At 45.7% G+C, this 22,907-nt stretch carries 22 protein-coding genes; 8 read left to right on the forward strand and 14 right to left on the reverse strand.

Annotation, left to right across the window (positions count from 1 at the left end; genetic code table 11):
- Positions 1–5: 5 nt before the first annotated feature.
- Positions 6–872 (forward strand): MetQ/NlpA family ABC transporter substrate-binding protein, encoded by an 867-nt coding sequence (locus BC8716_RS03570; RefSeq protein ID WP_011245407.1) that lies wholly within the window; start codon positions 6–8, stop codon positions 870–872.
- 12 nt (positions 873–884) lie between these two features.
- Positions 885–2,093 carry a M20 family metallopeptidase gene (locus tag BC8716_RS03575; RefSeq protein ID WP_094423970.1) on the forward strand — a complete coding sequence of 403 codons (1,209 nt, stop codon included), beginning with the start codon at positions 885–887 and terminating at the stop codon, positions 2,091–2,093.
- A gap of 135 nt (positions 2,094–2,228) precedes the next feature.
- On the opposite strand, the gene BC8716_RS03580 is transcribed toward BC8716_RS03575, so the two are convergent.
- The 6 genes from BC8716_RS03580 to BC8716_RS03605 form a co-directional block, all read right to left on the reverse strand.
- Positions 2,229–3,656: a four-carbon acid sugar kinase family protein gene (locus tag BC8716_RS03580; protein WP_094423971.1), complete on the reverse strand. Its 1,428-nt coding sequence runs from the start codon at positions 3,654–3,656 to the stop codon at positions 2,229–2,231.
- The gene (gene garR / locus BC8716_RS03585) at positions 3,653–4,558 is read right to left on the reverse strand and encodes a 2-hydroxy-3-oxopropionate reductase (RefSeq protein ID WP_035205278.1); all 906 of its coding nucleotides are present in this window, start codon (positions 4,556–4,558) and stop codon (positions 3,653–3,655) included. Before garR ends, BC8716_RS03580 begins: the two co-directional genes overlap by 4 nt.
- Before the next feature lie 27 nt (positions 4,559–4,585).
- Positions 4,586–5,953: a GntP family permease gene (locus tag BC8716_RS03590; protein WP_094423972.1), complete on the reverse strand. Its 1,368-nt coding sequence runs from the start codon at positions 5,951–5,953 to the stop codon at positions 4,586–4,588.
- Positions 5,954–6,000: 47 nt separating this feature from the next.
- Positions 6,001–6,846, reverse strand: a complete 846-nt coding sequence (locus BC8716_RS03595; RefSeq protein WP_094423973.1) for a MurR/RpiR family transcriptional regulator — start codon at positions 6,844–6,846, stop codon at positions 6,001–6,003.
- A gap of 631 nt (positions 6,847–7,477) precedes the next feature.
- Positions 7,478–8,374: a hydroxymethylglutaryl-CoA lyase gene (locus BC8716_RS03600; protein WP_094423974.1), complete on the reverse strand. Its 897-nt coding sequence runs from the start codon at positions 8,372–8,374 to the stop codon at positions 7,478–7,480.
- Positions 8,367–9,017, reverse strand: a complete 651-nt coding sequence (locus tag BC8716_RS03605) for a GntR family transcriptional regulator (protein ID WP_094423975.1) — start codon at positions 9,015–9,017, stop codon at positions 8,367–8,369. Before BC8716_RS03605 ends, BC8716_RS03600 begins: the two co-directional genes overlap by 8 nt.
- 362 nt (positions 9,018–9,379) lie before the next feature.
- Between BC8716_RS03605 and BC8716_RS03610 the strand changes: the two genes are divergently transcribed.
- Genes BC8716_RS03610 through BC8716_RS03620 form a run of 3 tightly spaced genes read left to right on the forward strand, consistent with a single transcriptional unit; the run spans position 9,380 to position 12,392 of the window.
- Positions 9,380–10,591 (forward strand): CaiB/BaiF CoA transferase family protein, encoded by a 1,212-nt coding sequence (locus BC8716_RS03610; protein WP_094423976.1) that lies wholly within the window; start codon positions 9,380–9,382, stop codon positions 10,589–10,591.
- A gap of 14 nt (positions 10,592–10,605) precedes the next feature.
- Positions 10,606–10,866: a hypothetical protein gene (locus tag BC8716_RS03615; RefSeq protein ID WP_035205289.1), complete on the forward strand. Its 261-nt coding sequence runs from the start codon at positions 10,606–10,608 to the stop codon at positions 10,864–10,866.
- The gene (locus tag BC8716_RS03620) at positions 10,863–12,392 is read left to right on the forward strand and encodes a sodium:solute symporter family protein (RefSeq protein ID WP_063608226.1); all 1,530 of its coding nucleotides are present in this window, start codon (positions 10,863–10,865) and stop codon (positions 12,390–12,392) included. The genes BC8716_RS03615 and BC8716_RS03620 overlap by 4 nt, the downstream gene beginning before the upstream one ends.
- A gap of 3 nt (positions 12,393–12,395) precedes the next feature.
- On the opposite strand, the gene BC8716_RS03625 is transcribed toward BC8716_RS03620, so the two are convergent.
- From BC8716_RS03625 to BC8716_RS03650, 6 genes are all read right to left on the reverse strand, one after another.
- Positions 12,396–13,193, reverse strand: a complete 798-nt coding sequence (locus BC8716_RS03625; protein WP_094423977.1) for a hypothetical protein — start codon at positions 13,191–13,193, stop codon at positions 12,396–12,398.
- 320 nt (positions 13,194–13,513) lie between these two features.
- Positions 13,514–14,014, reverse strand: a complete 501-nt coding sequence (locus BC8716_RS03630; protein WP_257251428.1) for a hypothetical protein — start codon at positions 14,012–14,014, stop codon at positions 13,514–13,516.
- Positions 14,015–14,215: 201 nt separating this feature from the next.
- Entirely contained in the window at positions 14,216–14,836 is a 621-nt protein-coding gene (locus BC8716_RS03635; RefSeq protein ID WP_094423978.1) for a hypothetical protein, read from the reverse strand.
- Between the two features lie 26 nt (positions 14,837–14,862).
- The gene (locus BC8716_RS03640) at positions 14,863–16,434 is read right to left on the reverse strand and encodes a T7SS effector LXG polymorphic toxin (RefSeq protein WP_094423979.1); all 1,572 of its coding nucleotides are present in this window, start codon (positions 16,432–16,434) and stop codon (positions 14,863–14,865) included.
- A gap of 14 nt (positions 16,435–16,448) precedes the next feature.
- Positions 16,449–16,715 carry a YwqI/YxiC family protein gene (locus tag BC8716_RS03645; RefSeq protein WP_094423980.1) on the reverse strand — a complete coding sequence of 89 codons (267 nt, stop codon included), beginning with the start codon at positions 16,713–16,715 and terminating at the stop codon, positions 16,449–16,451.
- Between the two features lie 14 nt (positions 16,716–16,729).
- Positions 16,730–17,119 (reverse strand): DUF5082 domain-containing protein, encoded by a 390-nt coding sequence (locus tag BC8716_RS03650; RefSeq protein WP_094423981.1) that lies wholly within the window; start codon positions 17,117–17,119, stop codon positions 16,730–16,732.
- Between the two features lie 275 nt (positions 17,120–17,394).
- On the opposite strand from BC8716_RS03650, the gene BC8716_RS03655 reads away from it, so the two are divergent.
- Positions 17,395–20,076, forward strand: coding sequence for a DEAD/DEAH box helicase family protein (locus BC8716_RS03655; RefSeq protein WP_094423982.1), 2,682 nt, complete (start codon positions 17,395–17,397; stop codon positions 20,074–20,076).
- Between the two features lie 64 nt (positions 20,077–20,140).
- On the opposite strand, the gene aroD is transcribed toward BC8716_RS03655, so the two are convergent.
- Positions 20,141–20,911, reverse strand: coding sequence for a type I 3-dehydroquinate dehydratase (gene aroD / locus BC8716_RS03660; RefSeq protein ID WP_094423983.1), 771 nt, complete (start codon positions 20,909–20,911; stop codon positions 20,141–20,143).
- Between the two features lie 186 nt (positions 20,912–21,097).
- On the opposite strand from aroD, the gene BC8716_RS03665 reads away from it, so the two are divergent.
- Positions 21,098–21,550: a GNAT family N-acetyltransferase gene (locus BC8716_RS03665; RefSeq protein WP_322500136.1), complete on the forward strand. Its 453-nt coding sequence runs from the start codon at positions 21,098–21,100 to the stop codon at positions 21,548–21,550.
- Between the two features lie 167 nt (positions 21,551–21,717).
- Here the strand turns inward: BC8716_RS03665 and wrbA are convergent, their stop codons facing one another.
- Positions 21,718–22,332 carry an NAD(P)H:quinone oxidoreductase type IV gene (gene wrbA / locus BC8716_RS03670; protein WP_094423984.1) on the reverse strand — a complete coding sequence of 205 codons (615 nt, stop codon included), beginning with the start codon at positions 22,330–22,332 and terminating at the stop codon, positions 21,718–21,720.
- Between the two features lie 113 nt (positions 22,333–22,445).
- On the opposite strand from wrbA, the gene BC8716_RS03675 reads away from it, so the two are divergent.
- Positions 22,446–22,898 carry a VanZ family protein gene (locus BC8716_RS03675; RefSeq protein WP_094423985.1) on the forward strand — a complete coding sequence of 151 codons (453 nt, stop codon included), beginning with the start codon at positions 22,446–22,448 and terminating at the stop codon, positions 22,896–22,898.
- Positions 22,899–22,907: the final 9 nt, after the last annotated feature.

Consider the following 22,907-nt stretch of genomic DNA (forward strand, 5'->3'; position numbering starts at 1 on the left):
CATCTATGAAAAAGACAGTTACGACCGCATCGCTTTCCATTTTAGCCGCATTTGCCCTCACTGCTTGCAATGCTGGCGCAGACAGCTTAGACGAAACGACGGACTACAGCCCCGACAATCCTGTTAGCGTCAAAATTGGCGTTACTGGCACAGATACGCCGCAATGGGACTTCATTGCTGACATTGCTGCTGAAGAAGGCATTGAAATTGAAATTGTTCGTTTTAATGACTACGTCCAGCCAAACCAGGCTTTAGCCGACGGCGAAATCGACGCCAATGCATTCCAAACGATTTCCTATTTTGACCACTTTATCGAAGAACATGACCTTGACTTAACAGCGATCGGTTCTACAGTGCTTGCGCCAATGGGGCTTTATTCCACTAAGTATGATTCAGTTGACGACATTCCTGATGGTGCCGAGATTACCATTGATAAAGAAGCGACGAACCAAGCACGCAACTTAATGCTCTTGCAAGAAGCAGGCCTGCTTGAACTAGAAGATGACTTCGGCGTTACAAGCGGCGTTGACCAAATTAAAAACAATCCAAAAAACATTAAATTAACGGAAATTGTCGCTGGCAACGCTCCTCGTCTCATGGAAGACGTGGATGCAGCCCTCATCAATAATGGCATTGCCGTTGATGCCGGGCTCGTTCCACCTGAAGATGCGATTGCCTTGGAAAGCGAAACAGCTACGCCGTACATTAACATCATAGCGGCACGAAGCGAAGACGCAGACAACCCTGTCCTACAACGCATTGTCGACATTTACCAAAGTGATGAAGTCAAGACGTTTATTGAAGAAGAATACGCAGGCGCCACTATCCCAACCTACATTTCACTGGATGAGTTAAACAGTTATCCACGTTAAGGAGCGAAACCAATGCCGACCTATACTTTTGCAAAGCAAGCAATTGAATCAGCGATTGACAGCCAAGCAGAAATCTTTATTCGCACAAGCCAGCAAATCCATGAAAACCCTGAAATCGGCAATGAAGAAGTGTTTGCTTCTTCCCAACTAACGGAGCTCCTTACATCCGCTGGCTTTAGTGTCAAACTCGATGTGGCTGGCCACAAAACCGGCTTTTTTGCCGAAAAGGGCGACCCAGCTGGACCAACCATTGCTTTTCTAGCTGAATACGATGCCTTGCCTGGCATTGGCCATGCCTGCGGCCATAACATTATCGGCACTACAAGCGTCGCTGCAGCCATTGCCTTAGGGGAACAACTCCATGAATCAGGTGGGCGTGTCGTCGTTCTCGGTACACCAGCTGAAGAAGGCGGCGACAACGGCAGCGCGAAAGGCAGCTTTGTCCGTGAAGGGCTCTTAGCTGGCATCGACGCTGCACTGATGATCCACCCTAGCGGAGAGACACGAGTATCAGGCCGTTCTCTCGCTGTCGACCCTGTCGATTATGTGTTCCATGGCAAGCCAGCTCATGCTGCCGGTGCGCCTGAAAAAGGCATTAACGCCCTAGATGGTGTCATTCAGCTTTTTAATGGCATTAATGCATTGCGCCAGCATGTGACCGATGATGTGCGCATTCACGGCATCATTCCTGACGGAGGCGACGCCGCTAATATTGTCCCTGACTATGCACGGGCACGCTTTTACGTTCGCGCCAATACACGTCCAAAAACAGACATCATCCGCCAAAAAATCGATGCGATTGCCCAAGGGGCTGCCCTTGCTACAGGGGCAACTCTTGAAATTGTCGAGTTCCAAAACAAAGTCGACGACCTGCTGCCAAACGATGTCTTAAATGAACAGTTTGTTTCCATTTTCAAAGAGCTAGGCGAAGACGTCCAGACAGACGAACGTGACGGCCTAGGCTCCACGGATACAGGCAATATCAGCCAAGTCGTGCCTACGATACACCCTTACATTAAAATCGGCCCAGACGATTTAGTCGGCCACACGGTTGCCTTCCGGGAAGCTGCCGCTTCGCCCCAAGGCAATCAAGCGCTCATTACCGGAGCAAAAGGCCTAGCCCTTATCGGCTTTCAGCTATTAACCGAGCCAGAATTGCTGGCAAAAGCTAAGCAAGAACATGCTGAACGGAAACACGCAGCAGCACAAGCAGTTGTATAAACAAAAAGGAGTGCCCCAGTTATGGCACTCCTTTTTTTATCTTAAGCTCGTTGATTGATCGCTCCTTAGCTTCCTATCATTATGCCATTTTGCAAATCTCAGGCCCAAAAAGAATCGACAATCACTAGCTGTTTATCATTGTTCTAACTCTTCTACAACCTCTTTTAATGTTTCGGGCCGGCCAACATTGCCAGGGAAAATAATGTAGGTCGCATTTGCAAATTTGCTTTCGTTCCCTGTTTTCCATACAGGAATACCTGGTTGTATTTGCCCTAGCACTTCAGCGCGCTTAACAGCCAACCCTTTCGTGCCGATACTGCTCGATGTGATGCCGCCTTTTGCGACAATGTATTTAGGCCTAACTTGTAAGTCACTGACAATACTCGTAACGGCATCAGAAATGTTTACTGCCAATTTCAATTCTTCCTCTGCCTGATTGTCACCTAAATCAAGGCGTTCTCGCCGCGTATAACAGACAACCGACCGGCCACTGGCAATAGCCGCCTCGCATTCACGGCGGACTCTGGCAACTTCCCGTTCAAATTGCTCAGGGTAAAGAACTAGATGGACATCCAATTCAACCCCTTCAACGAGACCACTATCAAGAAGTTGCCGCAACTGTTCTGTCGTTTTTTTCACGTGGGAACCGACGATAACAAGGCCTCCGTTCGTTGCTGCCTCGTCAACAAGGTCGTCTTTCTTTAACAGCGGTTTATCGGCCACACCACCAAGCACTTTTGTCAGCGAAGCGGCGCTGCGGACAAGGAAACGCTTGCCTGCTTTTAGAGCTTTAATAAAGGCAGTTACAAAGATTTCAACATCGCTATACTCGACAGCATTGACAACGATTTTCTGAAACCCTTGCGCTTTCATAAGCTGCTCTTTGACATAGTCGACTTGTTTTTCACGCAAATCTTGTAAACGAATATAGATCGTCTGTTCTTTTGTATACTCGCCTTCCGTCTTCTCTTCAACCCACTCGCCAAGGTGAGAAGCTGAAAACGAAAATGTCCGGTCTTTCGCAAACTCGGTTTCCCCGGCAGGAACGAGCGACTCCCCGTCTTGGACATAGTGGACATCGCCGATTGTCAATCGGCCTCCTTCTTTAAAAAACGGCATCACCACTTCACCGTCAAAACGAATTTCCGACATGCCTTCAATCGTCTGTTTTAATACGTCTGTTTCCAGCGGATAATGGCCACGAAGCGTTGAATCACCACGGCTTACGAGTACATACGGAATGCCCTCTTCCTCAGAGATGCGCTGCACCCGTTCCGCAATTTCTTTATGGCAAGCGGTCGTCTCGCTCCGGGTAAAGCTGCGCGAGTTGGTCAGCAAAAAGAAAAGGCGGTTGCTTTCACGAAAGCCTGCGCGAATGGATGTTTCACTCCAATCGGTATAAACAGAAACGCCGTGAACGGTTTGGATGCCTGTCGGGTCATCATCAAGAACAATCATTTTATAAGGAGATTCTTTTAATTCTTGCTCTAATGACTGCTGTACAAGCGTACGGTCAATGGCGGGAAGCGTGTTTAAAACCGTTTTTGCATGTAAATGTTTCATTGTTTCAATGCCTCCCTCTCCACTATGACATTGGCCAATTTTTCATAATGTTGGACAATGCTTGCATGGTCGAGCGCTTCTTTCCCATCGGCTTTTAATGCATGGAAAATCTCCAGCAGTTGGCTTGATAACGGCAACGGTACAGACAATGCATGCGCTGTATCCATTACATTAGTCAAGTCTTTTAAATTAATATCAACCCGTCCGCCAGCTTTAAAGTCACGGTTGAGGATCATTGGCACTTTGGCATCAAGCACCGTGCTTCCAGCAAGCCCGCCACGGATTGCTTCGTACATTTTTTCAATGTTAATGCCCGCTTTGGCTGCCAGTGCCAACGCTTCTGAAACGGCGGCAATGTTCAAATTAACAATAATTTGGTTGGCTAGTTTCGCAGTCGCTCCACAGCCTGATTCGCCTACAAGGACAACGTCTGTCCCCATCGCAGCAAGAACCGGTTTAATTGATTCAAATACCGTCTCGTCGCCGCCAACCATAATTGCCAGCGTTCCGTCAATTGCTTTCGGCTCACCACCGCTGACAGGTGCATCTAAAAAGACAACGCCTCTTTCAGAAGCTTGTTGTGCCAGTTGCCGCGAGTCGACTGGTGAAATTGAACTCATATCAACAATCACCATGCCTTTCTCGGCACCTTCCATAACGCCATTTGCGCCAAATATGGCTGAACGGACATGTTCACCTTTTGGCAACATCGTGATGACCACATCGCTGTTTAGCGCTATTGCTTTTCCAGAAATAGCTGGAAAAGCACCTTCTTTTGCAAGCATGTCGATTCGCTCTTGCTGGACGTCATACACTGACACCGTATAGCCTTTTTTTAGTAGATTGCGCACCATTGGCGCACCCATGATTCCTAATCCAATAAAGCCAACGCGTGTTTTCATTTCTACCACACCTTTATCTCTCTTTATTTATAACCCTGGCATGTATGCCGATGCGAGACTTAGCAAATAAATGAAGCCGAGCGCTGTCACTCCCGCAACAAAACCGCCAATACTCCACACTTTAATCGTTTCGACCATCGATAGGCGCCCGAACTTGGAAACAACCCAGAAGCCTGAATCATTTGGCAAGGAAAGCCCAATGCCCCCAGCACAAATTGCAAGCCCAAGCAAAACCGGCGATACCCCTAATTCTCCGGCCATTGGGCCTAGAATAGACGACGTTGTGATCAAGGCAACGGTAGCGCTTCCAAGGGATGCCCGCAAAATTTGCGCGAACACAAATGCAAGCAGCAGCGCTGGCATATTCAAGCCTTGCATCACGGCAATCAGTTGGTCGCCAAGCCCTGTCTCTTGGACGACTGAACCAAACGCGCCGCCGGCCCCAGTAATGAGCAAAATCATGCCTGAAGCTTCAAACGCTTTATTTAAAACGACTTTTGGTTTTTCACGCAAATAAGGCTTCAATACATAAATGCCGGCAATAACACTAATTAAAAGCGCAACATTTTTATCACCGACTAGAGCAAAAACAGTCGGCAAGAAAGCGTCTTCATTGCCACGAAAAATAATATTATTCATTAACGTATTCGCTAAAATGAGCACAATCGGCAAAGCCAGCATGACATAAGACAACCATGCTGAAATTTCCTTCTGTTGTTCAATGTCGGCCGCAGCAGCAATTTCCTTTTCAGCATCTGCTAAACGCTGGCCTGTGGGGATCCGCCCTCCAACGGTCTTGCTGTAAATGACGCCGCCAACCAATGTGGCCACAACAGCAACAAGCAAGCCATAAAGAAAAAAGACGCCGATATCGACACCGGTTTGGTCTGCTACTACAAGTGGGCCTGGCGTCGGGATAATGACGCTGTGTGAAACGATTAGCCCGATGGCGAGAATACCAACAAGTGTCGCCAGTGACAGTTTGGTTTTAAGCGCCAAGCTTTGCACCAGTTTGTTTAAAATGACAAAAGCGGCATCAAAAAACACAGGAATCGCTACCGTTGTTGCTGTTGCAGCCAATGCGTAGGGCGAGTTTTTGACACCAAATGCCTTTAGCATCGAGACAGCAATTTTCTCAATCGCCCCTGAAGAGGCAAGCAGCTGCCCATAGATAATGCCAAGACCTATTAAAATCCCAACGCCAGCTAACGTATTGCCAAACCCGGTAGCAATGATGCCAGCAAGTTCCCTAGTCGGTATTGCGGATACTAAGCCAAGGCCGAGGGCGACAACAAGCAAGGCAATATAGGCATCCCATTTAAATTTAATAATCAACAAAAACAATAATGTTAGGGCAATCACAAAGCCAACAATTAAACTGTACCCCTCTAACATAAACACACCTCAACTTTTGAAAGCTTCTCTATTTCGATCGACAGGCGCTATTTCTTCATCCGCGTCACGGCTAAGCGCGACTTATTTACATTTTCCTTTCCTTTTGGCCCAGCCATTGCCGCCACCCGTAAATAAAGCGTATCGATTAATGCCAGTTGAATGACACGGGAAACCATAGCATCAGGTTGCCTATTTGTTTCAGCCGCTTGCGTCAACAGCAAATAATCAGCCATCGAAGCAAGTGTCGTATTTTTGTTCGATGTAATGACAATGAGGCATGCACCATTGCTTTTCGCCATATCACAAACATTGATGATATCAATTGTTTCCCCAGAATGGGATATGGCAACAACGACATCCCCTCCATCCATATGACTCGCATAAATCGCCTGATAATGGGGGTCCTTCACTGATAACGTCATCCCCCCTAGCCGCATAAACTTGTGGGCGCCGTCCTCTGCAATTGTCCCCGATAAGCCTTGGCCAAAGAAATACAAGCGCTTTGCTGCGTGGAGTTTGCCAATCGCTTCCTCGATTTTCTCTAACTCTATTGCATGTTTGGTCATCGTTAAAGCTGCTGTAATCTGTTCACTCATTTTGACAAACACCGTATCAGCCAGATCCTCAGCCTCAATGTCAGCGCTTTCTTTTGATGCCGGTTTGATTTCAGCTAGTTCCTGAGCAAGCGCGACTTTTAGCTCTTGGTAGCTGCTGTAGCCCAACTTTTTATATAAGCGAACAACGCTTGGTTCACTCACTTTGCTTAAAAGCGCCAATTCATTCATGGACAACAAAAATGGCTTTTCATGCTTTTTTAGTTGAGTAATAATTTTCTTCTCTGAACCTGTCAATGACGCTTCATTTTGTTTAATCCGTTCTTGAAAACGAGCCAAGCAACAACACCCCCTTCAATGTTAGTAAGTTTACTACAAAATAGCCGCTTACACAACTTTTAATCGGTTTAAACCCTCTATTTTCTGTAATTAAACTACAATAAAGACTTTATTCTGTTTGTTTTACTACATTTAATTATTATTTTTTCTTTATAGAAGAAATAATTTCTTGGCTATGGACAATAAAAAAACGCCCTTTATTAAGGATGTTTCACTGAACGAGGTTGTTTTGTTATTGAAATGAAGTAACTAGGCTCGGTTGAGGTGAACTACAACCATTTATCACCTTACGGGTTACTTGAAGTGGGGCTGCTAAACAACGTCAGACAAGTTATGAATTATCTATTACTTCTAGTCTTCCAGAGTTATGATCCATTTTTAGTAAAAATACCCCGAAAATGAAGTGAATCCTCATTTTCGGGGCGTTTTCTACTTTTTACCATTTTTACTTAAAAATGAAGTTAAACAGGATAGGCACGCTTAACAATAAAATGATACCCACGCCACCAATTGATACCACTCTTATTACATCTTTTTTACTGTGCTTTCACATCTTGGCTGACCAGCGCTTTCGATCTAAGCGGAGCCGAATCCGAAACGCCCTTTATTAAGTACACGCTTACTACCACGTTTACACAGCAAGTTCTGACCGCTTCCCTGCCTTCATGACAAGGCCTTCAAGGCGTTTTCCCATCCACTTTTCAACTTGTTGGGCAAGTGTAATAAGGCCATCCAGGTCGGTGCCTGTGTCAATGCCCATTTCATGGAACATGTGGACTAAATCCTCTGTACAAATGTTTCCTGTGGCTTTTGGCGCAAAGGGACAGCCACCAAGACCTCCAACAGCCGAATCAAAGCGTCTGACGCCTGCATCATACCCTGCCACTGCATTAGCCAGCCCGAGCCCCCGCGTATTGTGGAAATGGAGGCCTAAAGGAATATCCTCTCCAAATGTACGATAGAACCCACGAACAGTTTCTGCTACTTGGCGAGGGTTTGCCATCCCTGTCGTGTCAGCCAAGACCATTTCCGTTGCACCAGCTTTAAGGAAAGACTCGCATACTGAAAAAACGGTCTCCGTTGGCACGTCCCCGCTAAAAGGACAGCCAAAAGAAGTTGAAATGACCGCGACAACTGGCAAGTGGGTACTTGCCTCGCCTACAACCGGCAGCAAATCGCTTAAGCCTTCAGCAACGGTTTTGTTGGCATTTCTCTTATTAAAAACATCACTTGCAGAAATGGTTATATGAAGAACGTCAATTGATGTTTGCAATGCTCGTGTTATTCCTGAGCGAGATAGCGCTAATCCAGCGACGCGGACATTTTCCCGGCTCTGCCATGCGGCCATTATTTCTTCAGCATCAGCCATGGCCGGAACGAGCTTCTTGTTTACAAAGGAAACAGCTTCAATTTTCGAAATGCCAGAACGAGCAGCGCGTTCCATCATCTCAATTTTTTGTTCCACCGACAGCCTTACCTGTTCATTTTGTAGACCATCTCTAGGGCCAACCTCACAAATGTCAACCAAATTTGTCCCCTCCCTCGTAATAATGAAGCACATAATCCCTGCCTTTGAAAATATGTTCGTTCATTGCCGCTTTTGCCCGTTCCCCATCTCTCTCTTCAATCGCTGCCACAATCGTTTTATGGGCAGCAAGGGACTGCTGCAATCCGTCTTCGCCGAACCAATAAAAAGATCGGTAAATAAAAGGCAATACGACCACTTTTGCAATTAATTCTTGGATATGCCGGTTGCGGCTCGCACGATAAACTGCATCATGAAATTGTGTGTTGGCAGCAATGACAGCACTGATCCGCTCTTCATGGGGCAAGGATGAAGCCAATATCGCTTGTTCATACTGGCTGTTTGCTTGTTGTATTGCCGCCAAATCTTCTGATTGGTGATGCAGGGCAGCTTGCCCGGCGCCATAGCTTTCGAGCAATGCTCGTAAATCGTAAATTTGCCGCAAGTCTTCTTTTGAAAAGGCTCGGACGAAAAATCCCCGTTTTAGCGGTTGGACTAGCCCATCAAATTCAAGCTGCTTTAATGCGCTGCGAATAGGCGTCCTGCTCACATTCCAGTCAATTGTAAGCGCTTCCTCAGTAAGGCGCTCCCCTTGTTTGTAGCGGCCAGTTATAATCGCTTCTTTCATTTGCTCGTATACGTTCATTGCCACACCTCTTACAATTTAGTGTAGCCGATGTTCCCAATGATGGCAACGCTTAAATTGTATACAAAATGATGTATACTCGAATTTAGCAAGTGTTTTTTTCGAAACAGGCCCACTAAAAAAAGACGAATATTAATAGAAAACAATCCGATTTAAAAAATGTTTTTAACGAATATGGCGGATATTTAACACGTCAAAATGTGCCTATTATTCGTTTTTAAACCAAAATCCTCTTTAAACCCAGTTATCCTGCACTAGGTAAAAAGACTCAATATCTAATTTTTCTAACAAATAAGATAGACTTTTTGTATACAAAGTGATAGATTGTTTTAAAAGAAAGCGCTAACAACAGGAGGGAATGTATGTCACACTCAACATCGTCGCCTTTACCGTTGGAAGGCATTCGCGTGCTTGAATTAGGATCTTTAATTGCCGGCCCTTTTACAGGGAGATTGCTTGCCGACTTTGGCGCAGAAGTCATTAAAGTTGAACCACCGGATAAACCAGATCCTATGCGAAAGTGGGGAAAACATAAAAATGGCATCGGGCTGTGGTGGCCGATCCAATCAAGGAATAAACGCTCCATCACATTGAACTTACGGGAACAAGAAGGGCAACAACTCTTTAAGGAGATTTCCGAAAAATCGGACATCATTATAGAAAATTTTCGCCCTGGCACGATGGAGAAATGGGGGCTCTCGTATGAAACACTTTCTGAAAAAAATGAAGGGCTGATTATGGTGCGTACATCCGGTTTCGGGCAAACAGGACCATATAAAAACCGTGCTGGCTTTGGCAGCGTTGGCGAAGCAATGGGCGGCATCCGCCACGTAACTGGCTACCAAGACCGGCCTCCATCGCGGATTGGCATATCGATTGGCGATACACTAGCTGCTTTATTTTCGACAATCGGCTGCTTGGCTGCGTTGCAAGAGCGCAACCGTTCAGGCAAAGGCCAAATCGTCGATACCGCGATTTATGAATCGGTCTTTGCCGTCATGGAAAGCACAGTGCCTGACTACTTGCTCGCAGGGGCGATCCGTGAACGGATGGGCAATACGCTTCCTGGCATTGCTCCTTCTAACATTTATTTGACAAAAGACCGTACCTTCATTGTCATTGGCGCTAATGCAGATGGCGTGTTTCGCCGGCTTTGTGAAGCGATGGGCGAACCGGAGTTGGCAAACCATCCCGATTACTGCAGCCATGAAGCACGCGGGGATAATATGAAAGCGCTTGATGAACGAATTGAAAGGTGGACAACCTCTCTTTCTGCCGAGGAGGCGCTTGCGATTCTCGAACAAAAAGGCGTTCCGTCTGGATTGATTTATTCGGCAAAAGAGATGGTTGAAGACCCTCACTACCAAGCGCGGGAAATGATTGTCCACGTCGACCACCCTACACTTGGGCCTTTTCCAATGCCTGGTATCGTTCCTAAACTTAGCCGGACGCCAGGGGCGATCAAACACACTGGTTCTCTTGCTCCTGGTAGCGATAATGAAGCCGTCTACGGGCAGTTGCTGAACCTTGACAATGAGGCGTTAGCCGCTTTGCAGAAACGACAAATTATATAAAACGGAGGTGCCAAATGGATAAGAACATAAAAGAACCTGTGAAAAAGCCATGGATTTGGGTGGTAATGGGCTTGCTCGTCCTTTTTAACGCGCCATGGTATTTGCCTCGGGGTAGCGCTGAGCCTTTTATATTTGGGTTCCCGTATTGGGCTGTGATTACCATTATCCTCTCACTCGCCCTATGCGGCTATATCAATTGGTTAATGTTTAGCCAGTGGAATATTGTTGAAGACGTTGAAGAAGAATCCGACGAAGAAAGAAGGAGCAGCCTATGAACTTAACGTTTTCCGGAACAGACGGAATTATTATTTTATGTGCGTACGCTGTCATCACGTTATTGATTGGTTGGTGGGCAGGCAGGGGCGAGAAAGTGAGCAATACACTCGGCGATTATTATTTAGCAGGCAAAAACCTAGGGCTGATTGCCCTATTTTTCACGCTGTATGCCACCCAATATAGCGGAAACAACGTTGTCGGCTATGCACCAACCGCATACCGGGAAGGCTTTTCGTGGCTGCAATCGATTCCTTTTATGACGATCATTATTGGCATGTATTTGCTAATCGCGCCGCGCCTTTATGTATTGTCCAAACGTTTTCAATTTATCACACCCGCTGATTGGATCACACACCGGTTCCGCTCAAAAAGCGTCACGCTTCTCGCTGTTGCCTTAATGCTTTGGGCGCTTTGCAACTATTTGCTTGAGCAGCTTGTTGCCATCGGCCATGCGGTTGCCGGCCTAACTGGCGGGGCGATTCCGTATGAATATGCAGTGATCGGGTTTATTCTTGTCATGCTTGCTTATGAATGGATGGGCGGCATGAAGGCAGTTGCCTATACCGATGTCCTACAAGGCCTGTCCTTATTAGTTGGCATCATTATCTTGCTAATTGGCGCCCTCACATTGACAGGTGGCAACTTCGCGGAAATGACACAAGATTTAGCAAACACCGTTCCAGAGAAAATAGGCGTCCCTGACACGATCACATCGATCAACTGGCTAAGCATGATTGTGCTGATCGGGTTTGGTGCGATCATCTATCCCCATGCGATTCAGCGAATTTATTCTTCCAAAAGCGAACGGACGTTAAAACGGTCGCTGGCAAGAATGGCGTGGATGCCGCCAGTTACAACTGGTTTTGTGTTCATCGTCGGCATTATTTGCCTTTCCCTGTATCCGAATCTCGATGTTGCCCAGTCCGAACAGCTGATTGGCATCCTTGCCAATGATGTAGCAGCCTTAAACAGCATCTATTATTGGGCAATGGTCATTTTTTTCGGGGCGATCGTATCAGCCATCATCTCAACCGCCGATTCGGCTTTGCTTAGCTTTTCTTCGATCATTTCCAAAGATATTTATGGCGAATACATAAACCGTAAAGCAACAGAAGCACAAAAAGTAAAAGTAGGCAAAGTTGCCGGTGTAATCGCTGTTGCCTTGCTGCTATGGATTGCTTGGAACCCTCCAGGAACGTTGTACCAAATATTCGTCTTGAAATTCGAATTGCTTGTTCAAGTGTTCCCGGCATTTGGGCTTGGCCTCTACTGGAAGAAGCTTGCCCCTAAACCTGTTTTTATCGGCATGTTAGCTGGAGCGCTCCTCGCCGGGCTGATGACACTCACAGGCAACAACACCTTTTACGGTATTCACGGCGGCGTGCTTGGACTTGCTTTAAATGTCTCCATTTGTGTGATCGGTTCACTAATCGCGCCAGCTTCTCATGAAGAACAAGAGAAAGCCATCGCACGAACGGAATTAAAAGTCGCGGACTTCCGTGACAAAAAAGCAACAGTCGGATAAGGCCTATTCCACTGCATCGTGCTTGTAAAAATCGAGCATCACATAGACCGCGGCCTCAAAACACTCTTTTGGGGCCAGTGCTTTTATATGAATTTCGTTTGTTTCTTCAATTAGACTATAGTCGACGTACCACATGAACCCTTTGCTGCTTTTTAGAAAGAAATTAACTTGAATGAGCTCACTTTCATCACGGGTATAATGAGAGATCATCATGGAGATGTTGTCCAGTGAAAAGCCATGGTTGCGAAAATCATCTAAAAAAATATTAAAGTTCTCCGGATAAATTTGATCACGGATAATCGCATCAATTTCCTCGCTTGTCGCTTGCGAAAACAGATCAAACCCTTGGGATCTCAGCCTAAAATTCTCGGGCAAGTCAACGTCCTCGTCTGCTAAGCCAAAGAAATCAGCCATACGCTCCCATAGCGAATCCGAATGTTTGCACAGCTCAAAACGATGCTCCATGCCTTTAAACGTTTGGACAATCATTTCGTCCCCTTCAATTTGATGAAAAATCAACACATGGTTCCCATGGACACAGCGTGTTTTTTTCTGCGATTTGATTAGCAAGTGGATAAAACTTTCCAACCCTTTGACAAGGTTGCTAGAGCGTGTTTCGTCCCAGTAACCACGGTTGTTTAAAAGGGTTTCCGCCTGGTTTGAAAACGTAACAAGCTGCTCCTCCGTTTCCGCTAATTGCAATTCATTTATAATATCTGCAGCCGCTTCCTCATACCCACATAACACTAACGCAGCAACAAATTCCTCTGTCGAAAGGGCGATTTGCTTGTCCTGTATCATCCATTCCACCTCAATTTTTTAGTTTTATTTGTATAGATTTATCTAAATGGGCGATAAAAACTGTTTTGGTTGTCTTTTTCAAGCGAAAGTAAGTTATGGGAGGACAGAATGATAAAAAACAGGGACTAATAAAACAAGAATTCCCCCTATAGTAAAAAGAGATAATACTTTCATTACGTCTTTCTTTTCTTTATTGTCCAGAAAGAACCCCCCCAACTCCTATTGTTATTTTCAAGATGATTCGATAAAAAGGGGAGTAATCTTCCCTCCACCACTCTCCCTTTTAACTACGATCAACTACGCTTTACGTTTCCCTTTTTTTACAAGCCAAACATATTAATAATCCCACCTAATACAAGAAAATACCAGATACACAAAAGCAGCGTAATCGGCCTCTGAACGTAGAAAGGAAAACGGGATAATAGATTTTGAATCTCGCCATTCAATCCACAGAAATAGATAGCGATATAGCGAAAGCCCTCACTCCATGCCGTTTTCGATTTGTCATATGCATTCGCTGCATAAATCGTCAACACATAACTTGGCATGATGAAGGATAAAAAACTAAGCGAACAATTAACCATAAGAAAAACCGCTAAAATTCCTGACGGAAAAGGAATTCCTCCATCAAAATCTGCATACCAAGTGACGAGCGTAAAAAATAGCAGGAGAGGAATGAGAAACCATAAACTTTTGAGAAACCCTTTAAAAGTAAACACATTCCCTCTTTCTTCCGGTTCAATCTCAACTGTCTTTTTTGCACGAAAACCATCGACAAAGGCCAACAACAAAGCAAACAACTCTGACAAGTAAATAAACATTTCCAGCCCGATTAACTATTCTGTTCTCCAACTTCCCATATTTAAAAGTGGAATACTTAAAAGCAATATAAGAACCACTTGCGCTTTCAAAAATGTTTTTAAGCTTCGTTTAATGGAATACATATAGTTCTCCAAAAGATTCCTTTCGGCACTCTCAGTCTAAACCATATTCATGGTTGTTTCTATTGCTGACTGACCTCATTAAAACCCAAACAATTTAACAATTCCACCAAACGCAAAGATATACCAAATACAAAGAAGAAGCGTAATTGGCCTTTGAATGTAAAAAGGAAAACGGGACAATAGATTTTGGATTTCACCGTTCAATCCAGAAAAATAGATGGCTATATAACGAAACCCTTCGCTCCATGCCGTTTTTGTAGTGTCAAACGCATTGGCTCCATAAAATAGAACCACATAACTTGGCGCAAACAACGACAAAAAATTAAAGAATCCATTAACCATTAGGAAAATAACTAGAAGTCCTGATGGAAAAGGAAATCCTCCATCACGATCGGCATACCACATTACGACCGTGAAAAATAGTAGAATAGGACCAAGTAACCATAAACTTTTCAGAAACCCTCTAAAAGTAAACACACTCCCTCGTTCTTCCGGTTCAATCTCAACTGTCTTTTTTGTGCGAAAGCCATCTACAAAGGCGAGCAAAAAAATGCCTGGCTGAATGAGCATGAGAATTAAAATCCAGGATACCAATGGGTCATGCCAATGCGAAACATTAAGTAATAAAATTAATGCCATAATTAGGAAACAAAACTGCCCTGTGGCCAACGTTTTTATACTTTTTTTTAGTGAAAACATTACAATCTCCTATTGTCTGGATTAAACTACTTAAACCAGCTTGTAACAAATTTTTTGGCGCCATTAACGGCATCGCCGATATTGTCTGCCACTTTTGAGGCCGTCTCCTTCATGTTGTCTATTCCCTTATCTATTTGTCTTCCTACTTTCTCTCCTATATCCTTCACTTTCTCATCCAAAGCGATCGATCCGATAATTCCGACTGTCGCTCCTACTGCCCCGCCAATGACTGTGCCTGGCCCTGGCAGAATCATAGAGCCGATTGCCGCTCCTCCTGCCGTTAGCCCAGCAACGCCAGCATCCATCGCGAAACCAGCCGCTACGCGACCTCCTCTTTCAAAGAAAGTTTTTTCTTTGTTTTCGTCTTTCCAAAATTCCATCACATTGCTTCCGGCGGACACAATCGTACCTACATAAGGCACGCGCTTAAACGTATTGACAAATGTCTTTTTGGCTTCTTTGGCTGTTGCTTTTAGGTCCGGTCTAGCGACGTATTGTTTCGCTTTCGTTTCGTTGATTGCCACGCCGGAGGCATTTTTCCGGAATAACTTAGTAAATGATACAGAGGAATGGCTCGGATCTACATTGACTAGTTTTCTTAAAATGTTGGTCGGTTGGTTATTGAGCTTGCCGAGTTCCTGGAACAACTTAATCGGTGAATTTTTATTGCCGAATTTGCGCATGATCGAGTTTAGGCCTGCTGCTAACTTTGAGTTGTAGACACCATTTTTCTTTACCCAGTCTTGATGGTTTTTAACGCGGAAAATGCCGTTGCCGGCTTTTTCAAACTTTAATTTTCCCGAGGCAATAACGGCAATGGCGCCGATGCCTTTGGCAACATCCATCCCTTTATAGAAAGTGCCTGCTGTACTGAACCAATCGGCGATTGCCCCCATCAGTGTTGGGTCTTCAATGGAAGCAAGCTCCATTGCTTCTGACCACATATTGTAATAGACGTCGTTTTCTTTAAAATAACGGTCAATTTCTTCTTGTACAGCTGGGGAAGCAATTGGCCCTCCCGTTGTCCAGTTAATGACCTTTTCAGTTGACTGCATTAATTCTGTTAACGTCGCTTCGGCTTCGTTGGCGAGGTTGATGTTTTCTGCATCTAGTTCTTCGAGACGATCGGCTGTGTCTTGGGCATGTTGTTTTAACGTATCTGCCCATGCTTGCACGCCATCCATCGTGAATGTGCCGGTGTGGACTAAGTCTTGGATCGAGGCGCACGCACTGTTAATCGCCTCTGTGCTCGCTTCGGCATTTTGTTTGATGCGGTTAATGCCATTTGGGATCGTTTCTGCTAAAAAATCTTGACGAAGCAACGCGTTGCTTGCTTCGAAGTTTAAAATATTGTTTTTCATTTTCCCGAGTTGCTCGATGTACTGTTCAAGATAGGTAACGAAAAAGCGGAGCGCCGGCAAATGGAGCTGTGAGAAATGGTTTTTAATCGCTTCTCCCCCTTCTCCTTGGAGCGAATGGAGATTATGGATTTTGCGAATGCTTGATTCCACCGCTTCTAGCTGGGCAATGTCTTCTTTTTTCGCATCAACTAGCTTATTAATGCCATTGATTACTTCCTGGACATCTAATACTTTCATCTCTTAGGCTCCCCTTACCCTTGGTTTGCCAAGGCCCTGTCCGTCTCACCGTACACTTTAATAAGGCGCTGGCTTTCCTGTTCCATTTTGTTGAGTGCTTCCATGTACGCTTGTATTTGCGCTTTATAACTGTCCTCTATTTGATTGACTTTCTCAAGAAACTCGAGTAACGATGTCGCCAGTTCGATATTCGCCTCTGTTGGCGTAAAGCTATTTGCAGCATTGGCGACATTTTCAAATACTTCGAGCCCTTCGGCTTCGTTCACTTTGATTTCTGCCATCGTTTTCCTTCACCTCATTGTTTTTGCAAGCGCTTGAACATCGACACTTGTGCTTGTTTTGCATCGATTAATCGGTAGCTGTTTTCGATACTGCTTTGCAAGTCGCTTATTTTTGTTTCAATCGATGAAATGATGTCCTCAAGATGGTCTTGGGAGTGTTGATAAGACGTTTCCAAATAAAATCGTTTGCCGTCATGGTCGTTGGCCTCATTTCCACGCCAAGCATCATAGCTTAATTCTGGATCTTGGAGATACGTCTTGTCTTGGTGGAGAATGTTCTGCTCTTCTATTAGTGTGCTCTTTGTTTCCTGGAGCCGCTGCACATCTTGTTGGGCAGTAACAATATCTCCCCGAAGCGAACTCATTTCCTGCTGGAGTCGTTGAATGCTCATTGAATAATCCATTCGTATACGTCACCTTCTACCATTTTCCATATATAACTAGCATAAAAGACTCTGGCAGGATGTTCAATATACCAATAGCCCTAACCACGCCTAACAAAAGCAAAAATTTGAACGAAAAAGATTCTTATTACCTAGTTCTTTCGTTCAAATCAAAGATTTTATATAAAATGAAGGCCAACTAGCTCCAAACGTTTATGGCGATCCCCTCTTCTACTAGCTTGTTTATTCCTGGTAAACTACTACTAGTACCGTTTTAATAGACTGGGGGAATCAACATGAACGAATTTCCACAATCGATTCAATTTCGTTATCAATGGCGCACATACCAAAAAAAGATCTTAGCGGACATGGATGCCCTTCTACAAAACCAACGCGTCCATCTCGTTGCACCGCCAGGCTCTGGCAAAACCGTTTTGGGGCTTGAACTGATGGTTCGCTTAAACAAGCCTACATTTATATTGGCTCCTACAGTGGCGATTCGCAACCAATGGGCGGAGCGATTTCTAGAGCTGTTCTGGCAAGGCGATGAAACGCCGGATTGGATCAGCACAGACATCCGCCAACCTGCTTTTGTGACGATTGCCACCTATCAAGGGTTGCACAGCCTTTGCAGTCAGGAAGATGATGGAGGTTTTGAGGGGGATGACGTAGACATTGCGACTGAACAAGAAACGGAATCACTAGGGGGAAAAGAGAGGAAGGAAGCATACAAGCGCTTGCTAGACATGGGCTTTCAAACGTTGATTGTCGATGAAGCCCATCATTTGCGTGCCGCTTGGTGGAAAAGCACGATCGACTTTCGGCGCTCCCTTGTCAAGCCAACGATTGTCGCACTTACTGCCACTCCACCTTACGACGTTTCCCAAAAAGAATGGAAAAACTATATTGATTTATGCGGGCCGATTGATGCAGAAATTCACGTGGCCGAATTGGTAAAAGAAGGCGACCTCTGTCCTCATCAAGACTATATTTATGCGACAACGCCTACGGTGAAAGAAGCCGAGCCGCTCCTTGCGTTTCACAACGACGTGAAGTCATTTATGCAGCAGATTAAAACCGATAAAGCGTTTATTTCGTTTGTTGAACAGCACCGCTACATCACTGATCCAGCAAACCAAGCTCAAGAAATGCTCGCCAATCAGGCTTACTTTTCGAGTTTGCTTATTTTTTTGCATGCATGTAGTAGCGAAGCGTGGAAACAGCCGGCAAAATTGGCTGGTCTGTATGAAAAGAACATCCCACCTTTTGAAGAGGAGTGGGCGGAAGAGCTTTTGAACCATGTGCTGTATAAAGATGCCGAAATCGACGAAAAGCAGTCGCCATTAAATGAAATTAGACAACATTTACAGCGAATTGGCGCGATCGAGCGTAGAAAAGTCACGCTTCGCTCTACGAAAACGTTTGACCGTTCTCTCGTCAATAGTCTATCAAAGCTTGATGCAATGACAGAGATTGTTTCTTTTGAAGCAAGCAAGTTAGAAGGCAAGCTCCGTCTTGTCATTCTCGCTGATTACATCCGCCTTATCGATTTGCCCAAACAGCCAGGTGACGAGCAACCATTAACGCGATTAGGGGTCATCCCCATTTTTGAGCAGCTCCGTCGGCACATTAATCAGAAAGTTAAGCTAGCGGTCCTAACTGGCTCGACGGTTATTATCCCAACTTCAGCTAAGAAACAAGCCCAAACAGAGGCTGAAAAAGTAGGATTGGAGCTCAAGCTGCAACCATTGGCCCATGATCCGAATTACTTATTGATAAGCGTTGATGACAACACACGCGCCAAAATGGTTAGCATCATCACCGCTGTTTTTACAACTGGCGACATTCACGTCCTAATCGGGACAACGGCGCTGCTAGGAGAGGGCTGGGACGCACCTAGCATCAATACGCTTATTATGGCATCCTATGTCGGCTCATTCATGTTGTCTAATCAAATGCGCGGCCGGGCGTTGCGAATTGAACGAGGCAACCCGAATAAAACCGCTAATATTTGGCACATGGTTTGCATAGACACGAAACAGTATGATGGGGGCCATGATTGCCTCTCGCTCCAGCGCCGCTTTAAGTCGCTAATCGGCCTTGGCACAGAGGACAATATCATCGAGTCAGGCATCAACCGCCTTGCTTTTCCTAAACCACGTTATCGCCGCAAGTTATTGAAGGAGTCAAATGAAAAGACATTTGCCTGGGCGGAAAGTCGGCAAGTTCTAGCCGACCGTTGGAGAAAAGCGGTGGCGATGGAGGGAAGGCCGACTGAAGAAATAAGCGCCGATGCTCGTTCTGTCCCTCGACCACTCTGGTTTGAAACAACATTAAAGGCGATGATTGTGATTGGCTTTCTTACTTTATGGCAAGGCGTAACTGTAGAACGTCCTTCCAGTTATAGCAGCAAAACAGAAATGATCTTTTACCTTGTTTACCCAATTGTCGTTAGCGCCATTTTTGCGGCGCCGTTTTTCTGGAAAGCGATTCGGATTTGGTGGCGTAATTCGACGATTGAAAAAAGCATGGAGAGTGTTGGCGAAGCCCTTTATAAAGCACTGCATCAAGCGGGCATTGTCGAGACTCCATGGGAGAAAGATGCGATCTCGACGATAAAAGCAGGGCACGGCTCCCTCGAATGCTGGCTAAAAATCGGGACAACGTATGAGAAAACAGTCTTTTTAAAAGCGCTCCAAGAGGTGATCGATCCGATTGAAGATCCTCGTTATCTTCTATACCGGCAATCAAAGGCCCATTTCCGCACGCGCAAAGACTATTTTGCCGTCCCAACCGAACTCGGGCGTAAGAAAGCTACTGCTGAAATGTTCCACCGTGAATGGAAAAAACAGCTTGGCAAAGCAGAACTTGTTTACACCCGTAGTTTTGAAGGCAGGCAATTCCTGTTGCAAGGACGGGTAAAAGCGATGTCGGCTGTATTTGTGCCTCGCTCTGAACGAATTAGCGCTTGGCGGTAAACAAACGGATCCCGTGCCGCATAGAGCAGGACGGGATCTTTTAGTAGAACGGCAATAAGCACGTTTATGGCCCAGTGACATATCGGTCGATGACATCTAAAACAACACGAAGCTCCTCAATCGGCATTTGCCCAGGAGCAGAGCTATCATTGGCGATCGCAAACGTAAGTGCTGAACCACAAGCGCCGCCTGCCATTCTTGATAATGTGCCTAGACGGCCCATAGCCATGGTGATGACTGGAATTGTCAATGTGGAGGCGGCTTTTTGCGTTGCCTGCATCAAAGTGAGCACATCGGCCATTGTCTCGGGCATTACTGCGACTTTGCCTACATCGGCACCATACGCTTCCGCTTCTTGCAGTTTTGCCAATATATCCGCCTCAGACGGCGTCCGCTGAAAATCATGGTAGGACAGAATCAATTGCGTTTCCGTTTCCTTAGCAATCGCTCTCAGGCGCTCCTTTTCGGCTTCTGGGCAGCTAAGCTCTACGTCAACTACGTCGACAAGTCCTAGCTTCATTACTTGCTCATAGAGCGCAGTCACTTCCTGTTCGTTAATTGAGATCGGTTCGCCCCCCTCGCGGATCGATCTGCGCGTAAACAAAATCGGGATCCCTTGGCTATGCGCCTTTAAAAGGGAAGCCGTCTCAAGGACATCCTCGGTTTCGCCAATATGTTTATAAAAATCGACTCGCCACTCTAGAAGATCCGGCTTTTTTGCAGCGACAGCGTCGATTTCTTCTATAAGCGCTGCTTTTGTTTTTCCGACTAGCGGCGCACAAATCAATGGTCTATGTGGCGTAGGCCCGCCTGTTTTTTGAATCGGTTTGTCCATGCAAACACCCCTTTATCCCAATTGGTGAATCGGCAAGCGGCTTGTTCCGGCTTACAATGACTTTATTTTTGCGCTTTAAAGCAGCACTGTCAACCTTTTTGTGGCGCCAAAACAGGAGATTGCTATGTTTGCCGCGAAAGTCACCTGTATCTTCTAAACAGAAAGGCGCTGATGATGTTGGGTGACATGCTTGTTCCGTTATATAGCCTGCCTGAGGAACCATTCGTTTCAAAGGAAATCACTATTAGACGCGCACTTGCCCCAGAGAAAACGATTGTGCTTAACTGGGTCAAATCCCATTTTAGCCAAGGCTGGGCTGATGAATGTGACGTTGCTTTTAGCCGCGCTCCTGTTTCTTGCTACCTCGCTGTAAGTGGTGAGGAGCTTCTCGGCTTTGCCTGCTATGATGCAACACTTAAAAATTTTTTTGGGCCTACTGGCGTGAAAGAGGACGCCCGTGGCCAAGGAATCGGAAAAGCGCTATTGCTCCGCTCTTTCCATGCCATGCGCGAATCCGGATACGGCTATGGCATCATCGGCAGCGCTGGGCCAGTGGAATTTTACGAAAAAGTGCTAGGCGCGATCGCCATTCCGAACTCGAAGCCAGGGATTTACAAAGGCATGCTTAGGCAGAATTGATAAGGCTTCACGAAGCGCCTGCACGACTGATAGCAGCAGTAAAGCGAGTGACGTGGCTGTTATCAACAGAAAAATAACGCCCTCCAATAGAAAGGCGTTTTTTTCCTGCCGGTACACCATCGCATCCTCGTTGTTTGCCTATAGCTGGCAATCGATTTCTTTCAGTCTCAAGTTTGCAAACCTGTAACAATGGCTTTAGCGACTGCGACTGTCCGTTTTGCTTGCTGTTTGACAGCCTGTTCGACGTCTTCTATTTGATTGCCGTCTTGGTCAATTGTCACGCTCGTGCCGTAAGGATTGCCGCCTGAAGTGAAAGCACTTTGGTCCGTATAAGCAGGCGCAACAACAATTGCACCCCAATGGTACATCGTTGTATACACAGACAAAATCGTCGCTTCTTGGCCGCCGTGTGGATTAGAAGCAGAGGACATGGCGCTTACTACCTTGTTAGCGAGTTTGCCTTGTGCCCACAAGCCGCCGAGCGTATCAAAAAATTGTTTAGCTTGTGCTGGAAGAACGCCAAAGCGTGAAGGCACGCTAAAGATATAGGAATCGGCCCATTCCATGTCATCTGGCGTTACTTCTAGCACGTCTTTCGTCGCTTCCACATGGGCACGCCAGGCTGGATTGGAGTCAATTGCTGCATCTGGAGCAAGTTCTGGAAACTTTAATAACCGCACTTCCGCGCCTTCTTTTTCAGCTGACTCTTTTGCCCATTTTGCCAATTGGTAGTTTGTTCCGGTGGAACTATAATAGATGACCGCTGTTTTCACATTTGCCATTTTCAAACCTCCTTTTTACTTTATTATATGTATACCCATTTATCTCGAATTTAATATATCTTTTTTCGTCCTATGCTAAAATAATAACAAACGAGTAGGAAAGGCAGACGTTTATGTACAACAAGGCAATTGTTTCCTGGATAGCGGCGATTTTATGGATGGCTACGATTTTTCTTCTCTCCCACCAGCCAGCAAACGACTCTTCAAAACTAAGTTTGGGTGTACTTGACTTTTTCATGCAGTCGCTATCGGCGATGATGCCACAGGTAGAGATGCATGCCGATCTTCTCCACACAGTTGTCCGCAAAGGTGCCCATTTTGGCGCTTACTTTATTCTTGGTATCCTCATGTTGAATGGACTTCGCCAAGTTGGCGGCAAGGGGGCGAAGGCGGCGGCCTTGGCGCTCTGTTTATGCTTTTTGTATGCCATCACCGACGAAATCCACCAACTGTTTATTCCGGGACGCAGCGGCCAAATTACCGATGTGCTTATTGACACAGCTGGGGCGGCGGCAGGCATAGGCATATTCTCATTCGTCCTCCACCTTTTTAGAAAAAAAACGTGAAATAGAGCG

Source organism: Shouchella clausii, from assembly GCF_002250115.1.
Taxonomy (GTDB): Bacteria; Bacillota; Bacilli; order Bacillales; family Bacillaceae_D; genus Shouchella; species Shouchella clausii.